Annotated in this window: 19 protein-coding genes; 5 read left to right on the top strand and 14 right to left on the bottom strand. The window is 71.4% G+C overall.

All coding sequences use genetic code 11. The features are described 5' to 3' along the window. Positions 1–547: 547 nt before the first annotated feature. The 4 genes from CA983_RS12045 to CA983_RS12060 form a co-directional block, all read right to left on the bottom strand. On the bottom strand, positions 548–1,672 hold the full coding sequence (locus CA983_RS12045; RefSeq protein WP_020276389.1) for a GuaB3 family IMP dehydrogenase-related protein: 1,125 nt from the start codon (positions 1,670–1,672) through the stop codon (positions 548–550). Positions 1,673–1,788: 116 nt separating this feature from the next. Further along, a complete protein-coding gene (gene guaB, locus CA983_RS12050) occupies positions 1,789–3,294 on the bottom strand; it encodes an IMP dehydrogenase (RefSeq protein ID WP_086600890.1) in 1,506 nt (501 codons plus the stop codon). A gap of 139 nt (positions 3,295–3,433) precedes the next feature. Then, a complete protein-coding gene (locus CA983_RS12055; protein ID WP_010036508.1) occupies positions 3,434–4,021 on the bottom strand; it encodes a sigma-70 family RNA polymerase sigma factor in 588 nt (195 codons plus the stop codon). A gap of 629 nt (positions 4,022–4,650) precedes the next feature. Beyond that, on the bottom strand, positions 4,651–5,262 hold the full coding sequence (locus CA983_RS12060) for a response regulator transcription factor (RefSeq protein ID WP_003948568.1): 612 nt from the start codon (positions 5,260–5,262) through the stop codon (positions 4,651–4,653). Between the two features lie 380 nt (positions 5,263–5,642). Between CA983_RS12060 and CA983_RS12065 the strand changes: the two genes are divergently transcribed. Next, a complete protein-coding gene (locus CA983_RS12065) occupies positions 5,643–5,972 on the top strand; it encodes a WhiB family transcriptional regulator (RefSeq protein WP_086600891.1) in 330 nt (109 codons plus the stop codon). Positions 5,973–6,047: 75 nt separating this feature from the next. On the opposite strand, the gene CA983_RS12070 is transcribed toward CA983_RS12065, so the two are convergent. Then, positions 6,048–6,959: a LysR family transcriptional regulator gene (locus CA983_RS12070; RefSeq protein ID WP_086600892.1), complete on the bottom strand. Its 912-nt coding sequence runs from the start codon at positions 6,957–6,959 to the stop codon at positions 6,048–6,050. A gap of 80 nt (positions 6,960–7,039) precedes the next feature. Here CA983_RS12070 and CA983_RS12075 point away from each other — a divergent pair, with 80 nt between their 5' ends. The 3 genes from CA983_RS12075 (at position 7,040) to CA983_RS12085 (ending at position 9,380) form a co-directional block, all read left to right on the top strand. Next, positions 7,040–7,708 (top strand): MOSC domain-containing protein, encoded by a 669-nt coding sequence (locus tag CA983_RS12075; RefSeq protein WP_086600893.1) that lies wholly within the window; start codon positions 7,040–7,042, stop codon positions 7,706–7,708. Between the two features lie 94 nt (positions 7,709–7,802). Beyond that, positions 7,803–8,576 (top strand): SDR family NAD(P)-dependent oxidoreductase, encoded by a 774-nt coding sequence (locus CA983_RS12080; protein ID WP_086600894.1) that lies wholly within the window; start codon positions 7,803–7,805, stop codon positions 8,574–8,576. A 96-nt stretch (positions 8,577–8,672) separates the two neighbouring features. Beyond that, on the top strand, positions 8,673–9,380 hold the full coding sequence (locus tag CA983_RS12085) for an ester cyclase (RefSeq protein WP_086600895.1): 708 nt from the start codon (positions 8,673–8,675) through the stop codon (positions 9,378–9,380). Positions 9,381–9,455: 75 nt separating this feature from the next. Here CA983_RS12085 and groL read toward each other — a convergent pair whose 3' ends face one another. The 4 genes from groL to CA983_RS12105 all read right to left on the bottom strand — a co-directional run bounded on the left by groL (position 9,456) and on the right by CA983_RS12105 (position 13,474). Next, positions 9,456–11,081, bottom strand: coding sequence for a chaperonin GroEL (groL, locus tag CA983_RS12090; protein WP_086600896.1), 1,626 nt, complete (start codon positions 11,079–11,081; stop codon positions 9,456–9,458). A 116-nt stretch (positions 11,082–11,197) separates the two neighbouring features. After that, a complete protein-coding gene (groES, locus tag CA983_RS12095; RefSeq protein ID WP_003974211.1) occupies positions 11,198–11,506 on the bottom strand; it encodes a co-chaperone GroES in 309 nt (102 codons plus the stop codon). 256 nt (positions 11,507–11,762) lie between these two features. After that, a complete protein-coding gene (locus CA983_RS12100; RefSeq protein WP_107500227.1) occupies positions 11,763–12,599 on the bottom strand; it encodes a polysaccharide deacetylase family protein in 837 nt (278 codons plus the stop codon). Next, positions 12,596–13,474, bottom strand: a complete 879-nt coding sequence (locus CA983_RS12105; protein ID WP_244206819.1) for a polysaccharide deacetylase family protein — start codon at positions 13,472–13,474, stop codon at positions 12,596–12,598. Before CA983_RS12105 ends, CA983_RS12100 begins: the two co-directional genes overlap by 4 nt. A 548-nt stretch (positions 13,475–14,022) precedes the next feature. Between CA983_RS12105 and CA983_RS12110 the strand changes: the two genes are divergently transcribed. Continuing rightward, entirely contained in the window at positions 14,023–15,186 is a 1,164-nt protein-coding gene (locus tag CA983_RS12110) for a class I SAM-dependent methyltransferase (protein WP_167407361.1), read from the top strand. 10 nt (positions 15,187–15,196) lie between these two features. Here CA983_RS12110 and CA983_RS12115 read toward each other — a convergent pair whose 3' ends face one another. The 5 genes from CA983_RS12115 to CA983_RS12135 form a co-directional block, all read right to left on the bottom strand. Next, positions 15,197–16,420 carry an RNA polymerase sigma factor gene (locus tag CA983_RS12115; protein WP_086600910.1) on the bottom strand — a complete coding sequence of 408 codons (1,224 nt, stop codon included), beginning with the start codon at positions 16,418–16,420 and terminating at the stop codon, positions 15,197–15,199. A 344-nt stretch (positions 16,421–16,764) separates the two neighbouring features. Further along, the gene (locus tag CA983_RS12120) at positions 16,765–17,121 is read right to left on the bottom strand and encodes a YciI family protein (RefSeq protein ID WP_086600897.1); all 357 of its coding nucleotides are present in this window, start codon (positions 17,119–17,121) and stop codon (positions 16,765–16,767) included. Between the two features lie 128 nt (positions 17,122–17,249). Next, positions 17,250–18,293 carry an LCP family protein gene (locus tag CA983_RS12125; protein ID WP_244206821.1) on the bottom strand — a complete coding sequence of 348 codons (1,044 nt, stop codon included), beginning with the start codon at positions 18,291–18,293 and terminating at the stop codon, positions 17,250–17,252. A gap of 84 nt (positions 18,294–18,377) precedes the next feature. Then, positions 18,378–19,748 carry a glycoside hydrolase family 10 protein gene (locus CA983_RS12130; RefSeq protein ID WP_208636943.1) on the bottom strand — a complete coding sequence of 457 codons (1,371 nt, stop codon included), beginning with the start codon at positions 19,746–19,748 and terminating at the stop codon, positions 18,378–18,380. 96 nt (positions 19,749–19,844) lie between these two features. After that, complete coding sequence (locus CA983_RS12135; RefSeq protein ID WP_086600899.1) at positions 19,845–20,909, bottom strand: LacI family DNA-binding transcriptional regulator; 1,065 nt, start codon at positions 20,907–20,909, stop codon at positions 19,845–19,847. Positions 20,910–21,032 lie beyond the last annotated feature (123 nt).

Here is a 21,032-nt window from a genome sequence, read left to right on the forward strand (position 1 = left end):
GGGTGCGCGAGCCCTGGGGACTGGTGGCATGCGGCACGCTGCGCGGGTACCTTACGGAAACAGGTGGAGCCCACCGCAGGGGGTACTGCGGCAGGCTCCAGGATGGATCACGGAGTGTCCGCCCCTAGTCTTCGTGGGGGCGGCCGCTCACCATCCGAAAATTCGCAAGACCCACCTCCTCCGGCACTGCACCATCCGAAGACGGAGTCGGTCCCAGCGGGTGGGCTTGCGGTGGCGTCCCATGGGCGCCCCCTTCCACGACGCCGCCCATTGACCCGGTAGGCAGCACGTTGGAATCGGGCCGGGCCCCGAGGGGCCGGGGTCCGGAACCGTGTCCTTGGAAGGGGGCACCCAGAAGAACCTGGGGCGCCGATCACGGACACCAGCGCCTCGAAACTGCCCTCCACGGGGCCGAACGGCTCAAAGGCAACCGTGCGCCCCCCTACGGCAACACGCGCCCCATCAGAGCTAGTTGAGCATGCAAAAGGGCCCGGCCACTCACCCGAGCGGCCAGGCCCTTCCCGTCCTGCGGACTACCGACTACCGACTACCGCCGATGCTGCGAGTCCGCCACCGTCACCTCGACCCGCTGGAACTCCTTCAGCTCGCTGTACCCGGTCGTGGCCATCGCCCGCCGCAGCGCGCCGAAGAGGTTCATCGAACCGTCAGGGGTGTGGGACGGACCCGTGAGGATCTCCTCGATGGTGCCGACCGTGCCGAGGTCGACCTTCTGGCCGCGCGGCAGCTCCTCGTTCACGGCCTCCATGCCCCAGTGGTGGCCCTTGCCCGGGCCGTCGGTCGCCCGGGCCAGCGGGGAGCCCATCATGACCGCGTCGGCGCCGCAGGCGATCGCCTTGGGCAGGTCGCCGGACCAGCCGACCCCGCCGTCCGCGATCACGTGCACGTACCGGCCGCCGGACTCGTCCATGTAGTCCCGGCGGGCCGCGGCCACGTCGGCGACCGCAGTCGCCATCGGGACCTGGATGCCCAGCACGTTGCGCGTGGTGTGCGCGGCGCCGCCACCGAAGCCGACCAGCACGCCCGCCGCGCCCGTGCGCATCAGGTGCAGGGCCGCGGTGTACGTGGCGCAGCCGCCGACGATCACCGGGACGTCCAGCTCGTAGATGAACTGCTTCAGGTTCAGCGGCTCGTGCGAACCGGAGACGTGCTCCGCCGAGACCGTCGTACCGCGGATGACGAAGATGTCCACGCCCGCGTCGACGACGGCCTTGGAGAACTGGGCCGTGCGCTGCGGGGAGAGCGCGGCGGCCGTGACCACGCCCGAGTCGCGGACCTCCTTGATGCGCGCGCCGATCAGCTCCTCCTTGATGGGCGCGGCGTAGATCTCCTGCAGGCGCCGGGTCGCCGCCTCGGCGGGCAGCTCGGCGATCTCGTCGAGCAGCGGCTGCGGGTCCTCGTAGCGGGTCCACAGGCCCTCGAGGTTCAGCACGCCCAGGCCGCCGAGCTCGCCGATGCGGATGGCGGTGGCCGGGGAGACGACCGAGTCCATGGGAGCGGCCAGGAACGGCAGCTCGAAACGGTAGGCGTCGATCTGCCAGGCGATCGAGACCTCCTTCGGGTCCCGCGTACGGCGGCTGGGGACGACGGCGATGTCGTCGAAGGCGTACGCCCGGCGGCCGCGCTTGCCGCGCCCGATCTCGATCTCAGTCACGTCTGTGGCCTTTCCCTGTTGCGTTTCAGCGTCTTCCAGTATCGCCGACGGGCACGACGAGGGCGGCCCCGGATGCTCCGGGGCCGCCCTCACTGTGCGTCACGCGCGCGTGGCCGTCACTTGTTACGGCTGTAGTTCGGCGCCTCGACCGTCATCTGGATGTCGTGCGGGTGGCTCTCCTTGAGGCCCGCCGAGGTGATCCGGACGAAGCGGCCCTTGCTCTCCATCTCCTCGATGGTGGCGGCGCCCACGTAGCCCATGGTCTGGCGCAGACCGCCGACGAGCTGGTGCAGCACGTTGGCCAGCGGGCCGCGGTAGGGCACCTGGCCCTCGATGCCCTCGGGCACGAGCTTGTCGTCGGAGGCCACCTCGGCCTGGAAGTAGCGGTCCTTCGAGTACGACCGGCCCTGGCCGCGGGACTGCATCGCCCCGAGCGAGCCCATGCCGCGGTAGGACTTGAACTGCTTGCCGTTGATGAACTGGAGCTCGCCGGGCGACTCCTCGCAGCCGGCGAGGAGGCTGCCCAGCATCACCGTGTCGGCGCCGGCGGCCAGCGCCTTGCCGATGTCGCCGGAGTACTGCAGACCGCCGTCGCCGATCAGCGGGACGCCCGCCGGACGGGCCGCGAGGGACGCCTCGTAGATGGCGGTGACCTGCGGGACGCCGATGCCGGCGACCACGCGCGTGGTGCAGATCGAGCCGGGGCCCACGCCCACCTTGATGCCGTCGACACCGGCGTCGATCAGCGCCTGGGCGCCGTCACGGGTGGCGACGTTGCCGCCGATCACGTCGACACCGACGCTCGACTTGATCTTCGACATCCAGCTCAGGGCGTTGCTGTTGTGGCCGTGCGAGGTGTCGACGACCAGGAAGTCCACTCCGGCCTCGGCCAGCGCCTGGGCCCGCTCGAGCGCCTCGGGGCTGGCGCCCACGGCGGCACCGACGATCAGGCGGCCCTCGGCGTCCTTCGCGGCGTTGGGGTACTGCTCGGCCTTGACGAAGTCCTTGACCGTGATGAGGCCCTTGAGGATGCCCGCATCGTCGACCAGGGGAAGCTTCTCGATCTTGTGGCGGCGCAGCAGCTCCATGGCGTCGGCGCCGGAGATGCCGACCTTGCCGGTGACCAGCGGCATCGGCGTCATGACCTCGCGCACCTGACGGGAGCGGTCGGTCTCGAAGGCCATGTCACGGTTGGTGACGATGCCGAGCAGCTTGCCGGCCGGGTCGGTGACCGGGACGCCGCTGATGCGGAACTTGGCGCACAGGGCGTCGGCCTCGGCCAGCGTGGCGTCCGGGTGCACCGTGATGGGGTCGGTGACCATGCCGGACTCGGAGCGCTTCACCAGGTCGACCTGGTTGACCTGGTCCTCGACGGAGAGGTTGCGGTGCAGCACGCCGACGCCGCCCTGGCGGGCCATGGCGATCGCCATACGGGACTCGGTGACCTTGTCCATCGCCGCGGAGAGCAGCGGGATGTTCACCCGGACGTTGCGGGAGATGCGGGACGAGGTGTCGACCGCGTTGGGGAGCACCTCGGATGCACCCGGCAGCAGCAGCACGTCGTCGTAGGTCAGCCCGAGTGTCGCGAATTTGTCGGGCACGCCGTCGACGTTGGCAGTCATGACACCTTCCCCAAATGGCCTTGATCGGTGCGGATGTCCATGCTAACGGGAAGCAGAGAGCCCGAATTCCAGTGTTCCGCCTGACCGGGGGCTTCGTATCTTCGTACGGAACCGGCGCCTGCCCTGTTCAACGAAGGCACTACTGCTCGGCGAGCGCCCTCAGCCTGCTCAGGGCCCGGTGCTGGGCCACCCGGACCGCGCCGGGTGACATTCCCAACATCTGACCCGTCTCCTCCGCCGTCAACCCCACCGCGATCCGCAGCAGCAGCAGCTCCCGCTGGTTCTCGGGCAGGTTGGCCAGGAGTTTCTTCGCCCATTCCGCGTCGCTGCTCAGCAGGGCGCGCTCCTCCGGGCCCAGGGAGTCGTCGGGCCGCTCGGGCATCTCGTCCGAGGGGACGGCCGTCGAGCCCGGGTGCCGCATCGCCGCGCGCTGGAGGTCGGCGACCTTGTGCGCGGCGATGGCGAAGACGAACGCCTCGAAGGGACGCCCGGTGTCCCGGTAGCGGGGCAGCGCGAGGAGCACCGCCACGCAGACCTCCTGGGCGAGGTCCTCGACGAAGTGCCGGGCGTCGCCCGGGAGGCGGGACAGACGGGTGCGGCAGTAGCGCAGGGCCAGGGGGTGGACATGGGCGAGCAGGTCGTGCGTGGCCTGCTCGTCCCCGTCGACCGCGCGGTGGACGAGCGCGCCGATCGCCCCTTGGGCATTGACCGCCTCGTCGTCGCGCATCGGTCCATGGTGCCTTGCGGCCGCCGGGTCCGTGGCACCGCGCCCGTTGTTGTGCACCGAAGCGTTATGAGCAGGTGCGCCGGAACTCATACCCTGCGCCCTCCCCTTCCGCTCGACCGACTCGTCCCCGAGGAACTCCACACCCTCAAGGATGCGGCATCCGCGGCGAAACGAGCAGCGGGCGTCCGGCGGACCCCCGGCCCGCCCCCGCCGACCTGGCTTTCCGTGCTCCCACTGCGACCACCGCCACACCCGCGATCGCCCCCAGGGCCTGCCGTCCGGATCATCCCGGGGACGTGGGTTCTCGTAGGCACCCTCCCGAGCTCTCGAGTTCGCTCGGGCAGGGCGGGACCCCCACCGGCGTTGTGACCGGCCGCCGGCCTGTGCACGCGCTCGTGCGGCTCGCGCGGAGGCATCCGCATCCCCTCGCTCTCCGGCTCGTGCCGAACGCCGCGCGCGGAAGCCGGCCCGATCCGAAGGACAGGCCCCAGGGGGCGTCCGCGAAATCCCGCCTGCCGTGCGACGCCCGGCACTCCCCTAGCTCTTACCGCAGGGGGTACCCCCAGAGCACACGCCGAACGCCGCAGGGCCCGCCCTCCGGGCGGACGCCGGGACTTCGCGGACACCCCCTAGCGCACCAGACCCCACCGGAAGCCGAGCGCCACGGCGTGGGCCCGGTCCGAGGCGCCGAGCTTCTTGAACAGGCGCCGGGCGTGCGTCTTGACGGTGTCCTCGGAGAGGAACAGCTCCCGGCCGATCTCCGCGTTCGAGCGGCCGTGGCTCATGCCTTCGAGGACCTGGATCTCACGCGCCGTGAGCGTCGGCGCGGCGCCCATCTCGGCCGAGCGCAGCCGGCGCGGCGCGAGCCGCCAGGTCGGGTCGGCCAGGGCCTGCGTCACCGTCGCGCGGAGCTCCGCGCGGGAGGCGTCCTTGTGCAGATAGCCGCGGGCACCGGCGGCGACCGCGAGGGCCACACCGTCCAGGTCCTCGGCGACGGTGAGCATGATGATGCGCGCACCGGGGTCGGCGGACAGCAGCCGCCGGACCGTCTCGACGCCGCCCAGTCCGGGCATGCGTACGTCCATCAGAATCAGGTCCGAGCGGTCGGCCCCCCAGCGGCGGAGGACTTCCTCGCCGTTGGCCGCCGTCGTCACGCGCTCTACGCCGGGCACGGTTGCGACCGCGCGTCGGAGCGCCTCTCGGGCAAGCGGGGAGTCGTCGCAGACGAGGACGGAAGTCATGGCCGCCCTCCGCAGCTGATGCGCGTCACCTTGAGCCTCCAGGCTGGTACGAAATCGTCACCTGTGCGGTCGACCGTCTCGGACGCCCGCCCGAGCGCTTGTTCCTTCAACCGCCTCGCACTCTCAACGACGGTCACTCGAAAGAGTTACGGGGGCGGCTGACATCTTCGGCACTCTACGTGAGGGGCCGGACACGGTGCAGATATGCGCAACAGACCCTCGAACTTTCATCACAACCTATGCCCCATTCAGACCCTTTTCTTCCGTTTTGCCAGTGTCTGGAGCTAGATTCGCAATGAGTCATATTTTCATCTCCTTAGATCGTAGTTGTACGGTTGTGGACACCAGATCCGCCCAGAACGGCTACAAGGGGTCACGTAATGGCAGATTTCTCCCGCCTTCCCGGACCGAACGCGGACCTGTGGGACTGGCAGCTGCTGGCTGCCTGTCGCGGGGTGGACAGCTCGCTCTTCTTCCATCCGGAGGGCGAGCGCGGTGCGGCTCGGAGCGCTCGCGAGAACTCGGCCAAAGAGGTCTGCATGAGGTGCCCGGTGCGCGCCGAGTGCGCCGCCCACGCACTGGCGGTGCGTGAGCCGTACGGCGTGTGGGGCGGCCTGACCGAGGACGAGCGCGAAGAGCTGATGGGGCGAGCGCGCAACCGGCTGGTGTCGGCGTCGGCATCCGGCGGGCACGCCGCCTCGAACAGCTGAAGGAACGTTTCTGCGAGACAGGCACGCGCACGCGTGCCGTTGGTTTTTGACGCGCTTCCACGGTGCCCGGACCGGTCACCACCGTGGTGGCTGGCGGTTGCCCGCCCGTGCCAGTTGGTCGAGCGTCGCCGCCACCGCCGGGACCTGTGCGAGGTCGGGCAGGGTCAACGCGACGATCTCCCGGCGCACCGCCGGCTCCAGCGTCACGGTCCGCACCCCCCGGGGCCGTACGGACTCGACGGCCAGCTGGGGCAGCACGGCCACGCCGAGACCGGCGCCGACCAGGCCGGCGACCGCCGGGTAGTCGTCGGTCGCGAAGTCGATGCGCGGGGTGAAGCCGGCCGCCGCGCACACCTCGACGAGCTGGCCGCGGCAGCGCGGGCAGCCGGCGATCCACGGCTCCCGGGCGAGCTCGCCGATCGCGACGGACTCCGCTCCCGCGAGCCGGTGCCGCTCCGGCACGAGTGCGACGAGCCGGTCCGTCAGCAGCGGCCGTACGACGAGGTCCTCCCACTCCTCCGCGCCCGCCGCGCCCTCGTAGCGGAAGGCGAGCGCCACGTCGCAGTCGCCCTCACGCAGCATGCCGACCGACGCGGGCGGTTCGGCCTCCTCCAGGAAGACCCGGGTACCGGGGTGCGCGTCGCGCAGGGCGGCCAGGGCGGTCGGCACGAGGGTGGAGCTGCCGCTGGGGAAGGAGACGAGCCGGACCCGCCCGGCCCGCAGCCCGGCGATGGCGGCGACCTCCTCCTCCGCGGCCGTGAGCCCGGCGAGGATCCCGGCCGCGTGCCGCACCAGCGCCTCGCCGGCCTGGGTCAGGCGCATCTCGCGTCCCGTGCGGATCAGCACAGGTGTGCCGACGGAGGCTTCCAGGGCCTTCATCTGCTGGCTGACGGCGGGCTGGGTGCAGCCCAGTTCGCGCCCCGCGGCGGAGAAGGAGCCGGTGGCCGCGACGGCGCGCAGTACGCGGAGATGACGAGCTTCGATCACTCCCTGAGGATAAGCGACCCTTTGAAGCCGCTCCGAATAATGCGTCGACGCTTTGAGGGCGGGTCCCTTACCGTGCGGGCATGAAGCTTCTGTCAGTGAATCTGGGCCGTGCCAAGGCCGTGCCGTACACGGACAACCCGGAGGGTGTGACCGGAATCGACAAGCAGCCGGTGGACGGGCCGGTGCGGGTGTCGGCGCCCGGGCCCAAGGGCGTCGGCGGGAGCGGGCTCGCCGGGGACGCGGTGTGCAAGCTGGAGCACCACGGCGGCGACGACCAGGCGGTCTACGCGATGGCCCGCGAGGACCTGGACGCGTGGGAGCGCGAGCTGGGCCGACCGCTGGCGCACGGGGCGTTCGGTGAGAACCTCACGACCGAGGGCCTCGACGTCTCCGGGGCGCGGATCGGCGAGCGCTGGCGCATCGGGCCCGCGGTGGTGCTGGAGGTCACCTGCGGGCGGATCCCGTGCCGCACGTTCCAGGGCCATCTGGGCGAGAAGCAGTGGGTGAAGCGGTTCACGCAGCGAGGAGCGCCCGGGGCGTATCTGCGGGTGATCGAGCCCGGTGAGATCCGGGCGGGCGACCCGGTGGAGATCGTGCACCGGCCGGAGCACGACGTGACCGTGGCCCTCCAGTTCCGGGCGGTGACCACCGAGCGGACGCTGCTGCCGCGGCTGCTGGCGGCCGGCGAGGCGCTGCACCCTGATTCCCGGAGGCAGGCGCGGGAGTACGCGGAGAAGCACGGGGCCTGACGGGCCGCTCACCGTACGGTCTCCACCGACCCTTCACCGTCGAGGTCCCGGCACGGAAGCGGACGCACATGGTCCAGGTCACTAACCTTCTGCCATGACAACGGCTCTGATTACGGGATCGACGGCAGGCATCGGGGCCGCGTTCGCGCGGCGACTGGCGGCGGACGGACACAACCTGGTGCTGGTGGCCCGCGACACCAAGCGGCTGAGGGAGCAGGCGACCGAGCTGCACGACCGGCACGGCATCGAGGCGGAGGTGCTGACGGCCGACCTCGCCGAGGACAAGGGCATCGAGTCGGTGGCCGACCGGCTGGGCGACCGGAAGAACCCCGTCGACCTGCTGATCAACAACGCCGGCTTCGGCAACAAGGGCCGCTATCTCGACGTGCCCATGGCCGACGAGCTGCGGATGCTGAAGGTGCACTGCGAGGCGGTGCTGCGGCTGACGTCCGCGGCGACGGAGGCCATGCGGGAGCGCGGCCGCGGCGGCGTCGTGAACGTCGCGTCGGTGGCCGCGTTCCTCCCCCGGGGCACCTACGGCGCGTCCAAGGCCTGGGTCGTGCAGTTCTCCCAGGGCGCCGCACGCGACCTGGCCGGCAGCGGCGTCCGGCTGATGGCGCTCTGCCCCGGTTTCGTACGCACCGAGTTCCACGAGCGGGCCGGCATGGGCACGGACAACATCCCGGGCTGGATGTGGCTCGACGCGGACAAGCTGGTGGCGGCGGCACTGCACGACCTGGCCCGCGGCAAGACGCTGTCCATCCCGGACCCGCGCTACAAGGCGCTGATGGGGGCGGCGAAGCTGGTGCCGCGGGGGGTGCTCGGGGCTGTCTCGTCCAAGACGGGGCGGAAGTACGGGCCGCAGTAGGCGCCTTGGGGGGCGGGGCCGCCGGGAGGCGACGAGCGGTTCCCGTGGGGACAATGGAGCTGTTCAGCCGGACCCAGGGGGGCCGGAGGCGAGAGCATGACCTTCGTACAGCTCATCGAATGCAGGACCAGCCGGCTCGACGAGATGAACCGGCTGATGGACAGGTGGGTCGAGCAGACCAAGGGGAAACGGACCGCTACGCACAGTGTGGTGGCGAAGGACCGGGCCGACGCCTCGCACATCGTCGAGATCGTGGAGTTCCCGTCGTACGAGGAGGCGATGCGGAACTCCGGGCTTCCGGAGACCGACCGGATCTTCCAGGAGATGGTGGCGCTCTGCGACGAGACGCCGACGTTCACGGACCTGGACGTGGTGCGGGACGAGCAGCTGTACTCGGCCACCGCGCGCAGGTTCTTCGAGCTGGCGCCCGGGGAGGGCGACGCGCCCCCGTTCAACGACGTGTTCATCGAGGACTACCACGACCACGATCCCGCCAACGTGCAGGACGTCATCGGGCTGGACGCGATGCGGCGCGAGGTGGAGGTGTGGCGGGGCGGGTTCGACTTCTCGTTCACCATCGAGGACCAGATCGCCCAGGGCGACCGGGTCTGCACCCGGTGGACCTTCCAGGGCAGGCACAAGGGCGACTTCCTCGGGATCCCGCCGACCGGGCAGGACGTCACCATGACCGGGACGACCATCCACCGCTGCACGCCGGACGGGAAGATCGCCGAGGGCTGGTGGCAGTACGACCGGCTGGGGCTGATGCAGCAGCTCGGGGCGCTGGACCCGTTGGAGTTGTGAGCCGCGCAGGACCTACGGGAGAAGCCCCCGTTCCGCACGAGGCGGGACGGGGGCTTCTGCTGCGAGGTAGGTGCCTCAGTGGGAGTGGCCGTGGCTGTGGCCTCCGGCCGCCGGCTCCTCCTCTTCCTTCTTCTCGACGACCAGGGTCTCGGTCGTGAGCAGGAGGGAGGCGATGGAGGCGGCGTTCTCCAGGGCGGAGCGGGTGACCTTGACCGGGTCGATGACGCCGGCCTTGATCAGGTCGCCGTACTCGCCGGTGGCGGCGTTGAAGCCCTGGCCCTTGTCGAGCTCGGCGACCTTGGAGGTGATGACGTAGCCCTCCAGGCCGGCGTTCTCGGCGATCCAGCGCAGCGGCTCGACGACCGCGCGGCGGACGACCGCGACACCGGTGGCCTCGTCGCCGGTCTTGCCGAGGCCGCCTTCGAGGACCTTGGCGGCGTGGACCAGAGCGGAGCCACCACCGGAGACGATGCCCTCCTCGACCGCGGCGCGGGTCGCGGAGATGGCGTCCTCCAGACGGTGCTTGCGCTCCTTGAGCTCGACCTCGGTGGCGGCACCCACGCGGATGACGCACACGCCGCCGGCCAGCTTCGCGAGGCGCTCCTGGAGCTTCTCGCGGTCCCAGTCGGAGTCGGTGGTCTCGATCTCGGCCTTGATCTGGGCGACACGGCCCTGCACGTCGTCCTTGTTGCCGGCACCGTCGACGACCGTGGTGTCGTCCTTGGTGACGGTGACGCGGCGGGCGGAGCCGAGCACGTCCAGGCCGACCTGGTCGAGCTTGAGGCCGACCTCCTCGGAGACGACCGTGGCGCCGGTGAGGATCGCCAGGTCCTGCAGCATCGCCTTGCGGCGGTCGCCGAAGCCGGGGGCCTTCACGGCGACGGCGTTGAACGTGCCGCGGATCTTGTTCACGACCAGGGTCGACAGGGCCTCGCCCTCGACGTCCTCGGCGATGATCAGCAGCGGCTTGGAGGAGTTGGCCTGGATGACCTTCTCCAGCAGCGGCAGCAGGTCCGCGATGGCGGAGATCTTGCCCTGCGTGATGAGGATGTACGGGTCGTCCAGGACGGCTTCCATGCGCTCCTGGTCCGTCACGAAGTACGGCGACAGGTAGCCCTTGTCGAAGGCCATGCCCTCGGTGAAGTCCAGCTCCAGACCGAAGGTGTTGGACTCCTCGACGGTGATGACACCGTCCTTGCCGACCTTGTCCATCGCCTCGGCGATGAGCTCGCCGACCTGCTGGTCCTGGGCGGACAGCCCGGCGACGGCGGCGATGTCGGACTTCTCGTCGATGGGGCGGGCCGAGGCGAGCAGGTCCTCGGAGATCGCGGCGACGGCGGCGTCGATGCCCTTCTTCAGGGCGGCCGGGGAGGCACCGGCGGCGACGTTCTTCAGGCCCTCGCGCACGAGCGCCTGGGCGAGCACGGTCGCGGTGGTCGTACCGTCACCCGCGATGTCGTTGGTCTTGGTCGCCACCTCCTTGACCAGCTGGGCACCGAGGTTCTCGTACGGGTCCTCGATCTCGACCTCGCGGGCGATCGTGACACCGTCGTTGGTGATGGTGGGGGCGCCGAACTTCTTGTCGATGACGACGTTGCGGCCCTTGGGGCCGATCGTCACCTTGACCGTGTCGGCAAGCTTGTTGACGCCGCGCTCGAGGGCGCGACGGGCGTCCTCGTCGAACTTCAGGATCTTCGCCATGGGAGCGTGAGCCCTCTTCCGGAATCAGGGGTAACGGCACTGCGCCCCGGGCGCCCGGCTTCTTATCGATCGCGGGGGGCCAGGGGCGCAGCTCAAAGCAATGTGCTTGGGGTGAATTACTTCTCGACGATCGCGAGCACGTCGCGGGCCGAGAGGACGAGGTACTCCTCGCCGTTGTACTTCACCTCGGTGCCGCCGTACTTGCTGTAGAGCACGACGTCGCCGACGGAGACGTCGAGCGGAAGACGGTTGCCGTCCTCGAAGCGGCCCGGGCCCACGGCCAGGACGACGCCCTCCTGGGGCTTCTCCTTGGCGGTGTCCGGGATGACCAGGCCAGAGGCGGTGGTCTGCTCGGCGTCGAGCGGCTGGACCACAATGCGGTCCTCGAGCGGCTTGATGGCAACCTTGGAGCTGGTGGTCGTCACGATCCGACCTCCCCCTTCGGAGATCTCACGGGGTTAACTGTCTGAGGTGGCGACCAGGTGGATCCGTCGTCGCGGGTGCCGGACCTGCCCGTCGCTGTGTTGGCACTCTCCAGTGGGGAGTGCCAGAGCCGAGACTATGACCGCGATTAGCACTCGGTCAAGCGGAGTGCCAATTGCCGGCGGCGCGTCGGCCGTGGAGGTGGGTCGGCGTACGTTTGTGCCGGGCACCCGGCGTTGGTGTCCTGGCCTCTGGAAGTCAGAGGTAGTTCTCCAGCCGCCCCACCCGCAGCCCCCTTCCCTCGATGGCTCGCAGCAGGCGCTCCGTGCGTTCCGTGAGCGTCAGGGACGCGGGCTCGCCGGACGGGACGGAGACGATGTCGCCGGGGCGCAGGGCGGGCTTGCCGCGGGTGTACGTCAGGGCGCCGTCGGCCTCCAGGGATGCCCTCCAGAGGACGACCGCCCGGATGCCGCAGTCGGCGGCGGCGCGCAGGGTCGTCGTGTCGTACGTGCCGTAGGGCGGGCGGAAGAGGCGGGGGCGGATGCCGAAGCGGGAGCGGAGTTTGTGCTGCTGGCCGCAGATCTCGGCGCGCTGGCCGGCGTAGGGCAGGCCGCGCAGGGCGGGGTGGTCGAGGGTGTGGTTCTGGATGGACGCGCCGACCGCGCGCAGGCGGGCGAAGTGGCCGTAGCCGGGCCCGACGACGCTGTCCGTGAGGAACATGCTGACCGGGAGCCGCCGTTCGCGGACGAGGCCGACGAAGCGGGGGTCGCGCTCGGCGCCGTCGTCGTAGGTCAGGAAGACCACCCGGTCGCGGGTGCGGACGTGGTCCACGACGGGCGGGAGACCGCGTCGGTCGCCTGGGGCGCCTCGGTCGTCTCKGTGGTCTCGGTCGTCTCGGTGGTCTCGGTTGTCTCGGTGGTCTCGGTTGTCTCGGTGGTCTCGGTGGTCTCGGTCCGGACCGCGGACGTCGCTCGACGCGTGCGTCGGTGACCGACCCCGGCCGTCCGCCCCGATCCGCTCCCCGGCGGCCCCGGCACAGCCGGCCAGCAGGATCGCCCCCGCGCACACCACGGCTGCCGGCGACCGCCGCCTCACAGGTAGTCCTCCAGTCGGCCCACCGCGTATCCCTCGGCCGTGACCTTGTTCAGGAAACGGCGGATCATGTCGGGCATCGTGCCCTGCCATTGGTCGCGGCCGCGGAAATGGGTGAGGACGATATCGCCCGGGTGCAGTTTCCGGTCCCACTCGCGGTACTCCCAGCGGTCGGCGAAGACCTCCTCGTTCCAGAGGGGGACGTACTCGATGCCGCAGGCCTTGGCGGCGCGCAGGGTCGCCCTGTTGTAGCTGCCGAAGGGCGGGCGGAAGAGGGCCGGGCGCTTGCCGTAGCGCTTCTCGATGAGGCGCTGCATGCCGCAGATCTCGCGCTTCTGCGCCCGGTACGACAGGCCCGGCAGATATGGGTGGCGGAGGGTGTGGTTGTTCAGGACCACGCCTGCGTCCTGCATCCTCTCGAAGTAGCGGTAGTCGCCCTTGATCAGGTAGCCGCTGAGGAAGGCGCTGTACGGGACCTTGAGCTCGCTCATCATCCGCAGGAACGCCGGGTCCTTCTCGGCGCCGTCGTCGATGGTGAGGAAGACGACCTTGTCCCGGGTGGGGACCGTGGTGAAGACGGGCGGGAGCTTCCGTCTCCGGTGGCCGTCCACCTCGAAGCCCTCGCGGGTCCTGATCCTCGGCTTCTTCGCGGGGGCCGGCGGGGCGGTCAGGGGGACCCTTCTCAGCCCCCAGCGCTGCGCCGCGACGACCCGGGCGGCGTGCGCGGCGCGCAGCTTGGAGGCGTAGGAGTCGAGCGCGCGGGCCGGTGGCGCGTCGAGGGGCTGCTGGCCGCCGGCCGGGGGGATCCGGCCACTGTCGCCCTGCGCGCAGCCCGAGGCGATGGCGGCGAGGGTGAGCACGGCGAGGCCAATCCGCACACCGCCAGATGCCCGGCTTTTGTCATTTTGTACGACTGCTCGCATGGTGCCGGATCCTCGCAGCCGGCCTTCCCGGATCGGCCCCGACACCGCGACCGGCGACGCACCATCCACCGAGTGGCCCACACGGTCCGACTCCGCGCGCACGCGGTGGACGGACCGCGCCGGTCCACCGGGACGCATGTTCCGGCGGCGCTGCATGATGCCGGAGCCGGCGCCGCGCCCGGCGCCGCGCCCGGCGCAGCGGACGCCCACGGGGGAACGCGGGGCCACAGGGCAGGACCCGTCGCCCGCCGCAACCGGAACAGCGGGCGGCCGCAGAGCACGAACCCGTGGCCCGGCGCCCGGCCCCGAACCGACCCTCGTCGCGGCCCCTAACCAACCCGTGCTCCGGGCCCGAACCGACTGGCATCCTGGGCCCGGACCGACCGGCGTCCCGGGTCCGGGCCGACCCGCACCCCACACCTGGACCGACCCGCACCCCAACCCAGAGCCCCACCGTCCACACCACTCACACCACCACACCACCCGTGGCCGACAATGATCCGGTGAACGACCTCGCCCTCCTCCTCACCCCCGAAGGCCGCGCCCTCCTCGACGAGGTGCGGGACACCGATCCGGCGCGGGAGCTGGCCGTCGCGACGCGGTTGCGTCGTGAGCACCCCGCCGAGCTGGTGTCGGCGGCGCTGGGCCAGGCGCGGCTGCGGCAGCGGGCGGTGGTGAAGTTCGGGGCCGAGGACGCGGGACGGATGTTCTTCACGCCGAACGGGGTGGAGCAGTCGACCCGGGCGAGCGTGGCGGCCTACCGGGCGCGGCGGCTCGCGGAGGCGGGCGTGACCTCGGTGGCCGACCTGTGCTGCGGCATCGGCGGTGACGCGATCGCGCTGGCCCGGGCCGGGATCCGGGTCCTGGCGGTCGACCGGGACCCGATGACGGCCGCGGCGGCTCGGGCGAACGCCGAGGCGCTGGGGCTGGCCGGCCTGATCGAGGTGCGGGAGGCGGATGTCACGGAGGTGGACACGGCCGGGTACGACGCCGTGTTCGTCGACCCGGCCAGGCGCGGCGGCCGGGGCCGGATCTTCGACCCCGAGGCGTACTCGCCGCCCCTGTCCTGGGCGGTCTCCGCCGCCCGCCGTGCCCCTCGCGCCGCCGCGCTGAAGATCGCCCCCGGCATCCCGCACGAGGCGGTCCCCGAGGACGCCGAGGCCGAGTGGATCTCCGACGGCGGCGACGTGAAGGAGGCGGTGCTGTGGTTCGGCACCGCGCCCGGGGCCGTACGGGCCACCCTGCTGCCGGGCCCCCGCACGCTGCTCTCCCGCGGCCTGCCCGACCCGGCGGTCCGCCCGCCCGGCCGTTACCTCTACGAGCCCGACGGCGCCGTCATCCGGGCCCACCTGGTCGCCGAGGTGGCCGACGAGGTCGGCGGCGGACTGCTCGACGCGACCATCGCGTACGTCACGGCCGACGCGCTGCACCCGACGCCGTACGCCACCGCCTACGAGATCACCGACCATCTCCCTTTCAACGTCAAGAAGCTGAAGGCCCTGCTGCGGGAGCGGGAGGTCGGCAACCTCACCGTGAAGAAGCGGGGCTCGGCGGTCGAGCCGGAGGAGCTCCGCAGGAAGGTCAAGCCCCAGGGCCGGCACTCGGCCACGGTGTTCCTGACGCGGGTGGCGGGAGCACCGGCGATGCTCATGGGGCACCCCGCGTAGGCAGGAGCCGTCAGGACTGCTCCGCCGCCCGCCGCGACAACAGCTCCCTCTCCCGCTCGTTGCGCGTCAGCGACGCGGCCCGTTCGAACTCCGCCCGGGCCTCCGCCGTGCGGCCGAGGCGGGACAGGAGGTCGCCTCGCACGCTGGGCAGCAGGTGGTAGTCCCGCAGGGCGGGGTCGGCCAGCAGGGAGTCGACGATGGCCAGGGCGGGGGTCGGGCCCTCGGCCATCGAGACGGCCACCGCGCGGTTCAGTTCCACGACCGGGGACGGGGAGCGGGCCGCCAGGACGCCGTAGAGGGTGGCGATCCGGGACCAGTCGGTCTCCTCGTAGGCGTACGCGTGCGCGTGGCAGGCGGCGATGGCGGCCTGGAGGAGGTACGGGCCCGGGACGCCGGAGGAGGTGGCCTCGGCCCTGCCCAGCGCGGCGATGCCGCGGGTGATGAGCATGCGGTTCCAGCGGGCGCGGTTCTGGTCCTTGAGGAGGACGGGCTCGCCTGAGGGGCCCGTGCGGGCTGCCGTGCGGGACGCCTGGAACTCCAGGAGCGCGGTCAGGCCGTGCACCTCGGGTTCCTTCGGCATGAGGGCCGAGAGCACACGGGCCAGGCGCAGGGCGTCCTCGCACAGGGACGGGCGGAGCCAGTCGTCGCCGGCCGTGGCGGCGTAGCCCTCGTTGAAGACGAGGTAGATGACGTCGAGGACCGAGCCGAGGCGGGCCTCGCGGTCGGGGCCGTAGGGCACCTCGAAGGCGATGTTCCGCGTCGCCAGGGTGCGTTTGGCGCGGACGATGCGCTGGGCGATGGTCGGCTCGGGGGCCAGGAACGCGCGGGCGATCTCGGCCGTGGTGAGGCCGCCGAGGAGGCGCAGGGTGAGGGCGGTGCGGGCCTCGGTGGACAGGACGGGGTGACAGGCGGTGAAGACCAGGCGGAGCAGGTCGTCGTCGATGTCGTCCGGGTCGGCGGGCTCCTCCGGGGGAGACGCCGTCGACAGGTCCCGGCCGATCTCCGCCAGCTTGCGGGCGTAGTTCTCGCGGCGGCGGACCAGGTCGACGGCGCGGTTGCGGGCGGTGGCCATGAGCCAGGCGCCCGGGTTGTCGGGCACCCCGTCCCGCGGCCACTGCTCCAGCGCGGCGACCAGCGCGTCCTGCGCGAGTTCCTCGGCGATGCCGACGTCCCGGACGACCCGGGCGACGCCGGCGATGATGCGGGGCGACTCGATGCGGAAGACTGTTTCGATGGCTGTGTTGGTGCCGCTCGGACCGGCGGTGACGCGGCTCGGACCGGCCGCGGTGCCGCTCCGACCGGCCGTGACGCGGCTCGGATCGCCGGTGGCACGGCTCGGATCAGCCGCAGTGCGGCTCGGACCGGCCGTGACGCCGCTCGGATCAGCCGCGGTGCCGCTCGGACCGGCGGTGGTACCGCTCGGACCGGCCGTGACGCGGCTCGGATCGCCGGTGACACGGCTCGGATCAGCCGCAGTGCGGCTCGGATCGGCTGTGGTGCCGCTCGGGTCGGCGGTGGGCTGCGGGGTCACAGCCCACCATCAGACACCCGTTGCGCCTCCCCGCCAAGGAGGGCCGGTCAGCCCTCGGCGATCTGCCGGACCTCGGCGGTGATCGTCCAGTAGTCCTCGTGCAGGGACAGGAACCGCTTGGTCCACTCGATCGCCTCGGCCTTGTCCTTGCACTGGCTGATCGAGTAGCCGCCGATGACCTCCTTGGACTCGGTGAACGGCCCGTCGGTGACGGACAGCTTCCCGTCCTCCCAGGTCACCCGGCTGCCGTCCGCGGTCGGGGTGAGCCCGGCCGTGTCGAGCATGACCCCGGCCTTGGTGATCTCCTCCAGGAGCTTGCCCATCCGCTCCTGCAGTTCGGGGCTCGGGCCCTCGGCGGGGGCGTTCTTCTCGTCGATGCGGATCAGGGTGAGAAAGCGCGGCATGGTGACTCCTGGGGCGCTGCGGAGCGAGGGCTTTCCTCGCTCTCACCCCTACGTCGATCGGGAGACGTCCGGATCGACACGCTCGCTGGATTTTTCTCAGGAAATTTTCCGGAGCCTGTCTTCGCACGTCAGCGCAGCGACTCCCACAGCTTCCGCGCCTCCGGCTCCTCGGCCACCACACGGTTGGGATCCGAGGGCGCCCGCACCACCGGCATCGTCACCGTCCGCACCGCGCTGGCCGACAGATCCTTCAGGCTCTGCCCGAGCCGGGTCAGCTCGGCGAGGGAGTCCAGGCCGGTGTCGGTGGTGAGGCCGGCGGTCACGGCGTCCGCGACCCGGTACAGCTTCGCCGGGTCGGTCAGCAGGTCCTGCGCGGCGATCTGTTCCAGCAGCGCCTTCACCAGCTGCTGCTGGAGGCCTATGCGGCCCAGGTCGCTGCCGTCGCCTATGCCGTGCCGGGTGCGGGCCAGGGCGAGGGCCTGAGTGCCGTCCAAATGGTGGGTGCCCGCCTTCAGGTGCAGATGGCTGTCGTCGTCGGCGATGTCCTCGTCCGTGGTGACGGTGACGCCGCCGAGCGCGTCGACGAGCTTCGCGAAGCCGGAGAAGTCGATCTCGACGTAGTGGTCCATGCGGACGCCGGTGACCGCCTCGACCGTCTTGACCGCGCAGACCGGACCGCCCACCGCATAGGCGTTGTTGAACATGGAGTTGTACGCGACGGCCGTCGACCCGCCGGACGGGCGCGGGCAGGAGGGGCGGGTGACCAGGGTGTCGCGCGGGATGCTCACCACCGTCGCGCCGGCGCGCCCGGCGTCGAGGTGGACGACCATCGCCGTGTCGGAGCGGGCACCGGAGCTGTCGCCGCCGCCGAGCCTGCGGTTCTCCTCGCCGCTGCGCGAGTCGGAGCCCAGCACCAGGATGTTGAGCGCCTCGCTGGGCGGGGCCGGTGCGGAGGGGGACGGCGTGAGCGCCGGCTTCGGCGGGCGGTTGTCGCCCAGCGCGTTGTTGATGTCGACGCTGGTGATGTTGTCGCTGAGATGCCAGTAGGCCCAGCCCGCCGCCCCGACGCCCAGCACCAGCGCACCCGCCAGGGTGAGGCCGGCGATCCGCAGCGCTCTCGACCGCCGGCCCACCGCTCTGCCCGCGTCCCCGTTCCCGTCGCGTCCCGTCACGGGCAGGAACGTAAGTCCGAATTGTTACGAGCAGGACCCCCAAGGTGATTTTCTTCGGAAATTCTCAGACTTCTCGGCCCGGTCTCACCCCAGAGTCACCACCGGCACCGGGTTGCTCCCGGCCCACGAGCCGTTGAAGCCGAACGTGACCGAACTCCCGTCCGGCACGGACCCGTTGTACGGGGCGTTCACGCAACTGACCGCCGCACCCGACTGCGTGCAGCTCGCGTTCCAGGCCTGCGTGATCCGCTGCCCGGCGCCGAACGTCCAGTCCGCCTTCCACGACGACAGCGACGCCCCCGAGCAGGCGATCCGGACCTGGCCCGTGTAGCCCGTGCTCCATTGACTGGTGACGCTGTACGTCGCCGAGCAGGCGCCCGTGGGCGGCGGGGTCGTCGTCCCGCCGAGGGCCTCCGCGAGGGCGTGGTACGCCGGTTTCGGCTGGTAGTTCTCGTCGTACGGCGTCGCCGCGCCCTGGCCGGGGAAGGTGTCCGGGATCCAGGAGTCGGAGTCGGTGAATCCCCAGACGGTGACGCCGGTGCAGCGCGCGACCGCCACGCAGGCGTTCATGACCGCCTTGTAGTCGGCGGCCTGCTGGGTCAGCTTCGCCTGCGTCGCCGGGAGCTGCATCCGGATGTCCAGCTCGGTGATCGCCACGTCGACGCCCAGATCGGCGAAGCGCTGGATGTTCTGCCGCATCGTCGAGGGCACCTGGCCGACGATGAGATGGGCCTGGAGCCCCACTCCGTCGATCGGGACTCCGCGCTCCTTCAGCGACTTGACCAGGTTGTAGAGGGCCGTGCTCTTCGCGTTGACGCCCTCGACGTTGTAGTCGTTGATGTACAGCTTGGCGCTGGGGTCGGCGGCCCGGGCCCAGGTGAGGGCCTGCGCGATGTAGTCCTGGCCGAGGGTGTCGTGGAAGAGGGTCCGGCGGTAGGTGCCGTCCTCGTTGAAGGGCTCGTTCACCACGTCCCAGGCGGCCAGCCGGCCCTTGTAGCGGCCGACCTCGGTGGCGATGTGGTCCTGGACGATGGCGCTGAGCTGGTCCCGGGTCCAGCTGCCGTTCGTCAGCCAGCCCGGGTTCTGCTGGTGCCAGAGCAGGGTGTGGCCGCGCACCCGCTGGCCGTGGGCCTCGGCGAAGTCCACGATCTGGTCGGCCTCGGCCCAGTTGTAGCTGCCCCGGCTCGGCTCGACGGAGCCCCACTTCATGGCGTTGCCGGGGGTGAGCCAGTTGAACTCGCGCCCGGCGATCTCGCCGTAGGTGCCGGTGAGTTTCGAGCCGGTGACCGCCGTGCCCATGACCTTGCCCTTGGCGTCGGCCAGGTCGCGCAGCGGGGCGTCGGCGGCGTGTGACGCGGGGGCCGCGAGCAGCAGGGAGCCGGCCGCGACGACTCCGGCCAGCAGGGATGCGAGTAAGCCCGGTCTCAGCGATCTGAGCGATCTCAGCGCTCTCATTGCGGGTGCCTCCGAAAGTTTCGGTGGTGCAACCGATTGGCTTCGGTGCAGTGTGGAGGCGCCCGGAACACCCGTCAATACGACGACAACGGCCAGTCAGCCGCCCGCGGGCGCCGCCGTACTGCTGCGCACCACCAGGCTCGTCGCCAGCTCGACCCGGGTGGCCGCCGGGGTGCCCTCGTCGCGGCCGAGGTCGAGGACCAGTTTGGCCGCCGCCTCGGCCATCTCCGTCAGCGGCTGCCGTACGGTCGTCAGCGGCGGCCCGACCAGGGGCGCCACCGGCAGATCGTCGAACCCGACCACGCTCAGGTCTTCGGGGATGCGCAGCCCCAGCTCGCGCGCGGCCTCGTACAGCCCGAGCGCCTGGAGGTCGTTCCCGGCGAAGACGGCGGTCGGCCGGTCCGGGCGGCGCAGCAGCTCCAGGCCCAGCCGGTAGCCGGCCTCGTGGTGGAAGTCGCCGTTCGCGATCAGCCCGGGGTCGACCGGCAGCCCGGCCGTCTCCAGCGCGGCCCGGTAGCCGTCGACCCGGGCGCGGCTGCACATCATCTGCGTCGGCCCGCTGATCGCGCCGATCCTGCGGTGCCCCAGCTCGACCAGGTGCCGGGTGGCCGCGAGACCGCCCTGCCAGTTGGTCGCGCCGATGGACGGCACGTCGGCCCCCGGGTCGCCGGCCGGGTCCATCACCACGAACGGGATGGAGCGGCTGGTCAGCAGCGCCCGCTGCGACTCGTCGAGCCCGGACAGGACCAGGATCACGCCGTGCGGGCGGCGCGCGGCGACCTGGTCGGCCCAGGTCCGCCCGGGGGTGAGCCGCCCCGCGCTCTCCGACAGCACCACGCTGAGCCCCGCGTCCCGGGCCACGTTCTCCACGCCCCGGATGACCTCCAGCGCCCAGGCGCTCTCCAGCTCGTGGAAGACCAGGTCGATCAGGGGTGAGCGGGTCGCCTCGGCTCGGCGGCGCCGGTAGCCGTGGGCGCGCAGCAGGTCCTCGACGCGGGCCCGGGTGGCGGGGGCGACGTCGGCCCGGCCGTTGAGGACCTTCGAAACAGTCGGCGCCGACACACCGGCCTCACGGGCGATCTCGGCGAGCGTCGCGGTCTGCGGGCTGCGCCCCTGCGTCCGGGTTTGCGTCCGGCTTTCCACCGGCTCCGGGGATGTCATGGCGGCGATCGTATCCCTGCGGGCCCCCTTGACGAAGTCCCCGGGGCGCCATAGGTTCCCGGAACATTCGACATACTTATCGAAACATTCGTTGAAGCGGGCGGGAAAGACGCTCGTGAGCAC

The organism is Streptomyces swartbergensis (assembly GCF_002148965.1).
Lineage (GTDB): Bacteria > Actinomycetota > Actinomycetes > Streptomycetales > Streptomycetaceae > Streptomyces > Streptomyces swartbergensis.

Bases quoted from the DNA above. Each gene is read 5' to 3' on its own strand.
- guaB (WP_086600890.1), bottom strand. From the start codon at position 3,294: ATGACTGCCAACGTCGACGGCGTGCCCGACAAATTCGCGACACTCGGG.
- CA983_RS12055 (WP_010036508.1), bottom strand. From the start codon at position 4,021: ATGCGCGACGACGAGGCGGTCAATGCCCAAGGGGCGATCGGCGCGCTC.
- CA983_RS12060 (WP_003948568.1), bottom strand. From the start codon at position 5,262: ATGACTTCCGTCCTCGTCTGCGACGACTCCCCGCTTGCCCGAGAGGCG.
- CA983_RS12065 (WP_086600891.1), top strand. From the start codon at position 5,643: ATGGCAGATTTCTCCCGCCTTCCCGGACCGAACGCGGACCTGTGGGAC.
- CA983_RS12075 (WP_086600893.1), top strand. From the start codon at position 7,040: ATGAAGCTTCTGTCAGTGAATCTGGGCCGTGCCAAGGCCGTGCCGTAC.
- CA983_RS12080 (WP_086600894.1), top strand. From the start codon at position 7,803: ATGACAACGGCTCTGATTACGGGATCGACGGCAGGCATCGGGGCCGCG.
- CA983_RS12085 (WP_086600895.1), top strand. From the start codon at position 8,673: ATGACCTTCGTACAGCTCATCGAATGCAGGACCAGCCGGCTCGACGAG.
- groL (WP_086600896.1), bottom strand. From the start codon at position 11,081: ATGGCGAAGATCCTGAAGTTCGACGAGGACGCCCGTCGCGCCCTCGAG.
- CA983_RS12120 (WP_086600897.1), bottom strand. From the start codon at position 17,121: ATGCCGCGCTTTCTCACCCTGATCCGCATCGACGAGAAGAACGCCCCC.
- CA983_RS12130 (WP_208636943.1), bottom strand. From the start codon at position 19,748: ATGAGAGCGCTGAGATCGCTCAGATCGCTGAGACCGGGCTTACTCGCA.
- CA983_RS12135 (WP_086600899.1), bottom strand. From the start codon at position 20,909: ATGACATCCCCGGAGCCGGTGGAAAGCCGGACGCAAACCCGGACGCAG.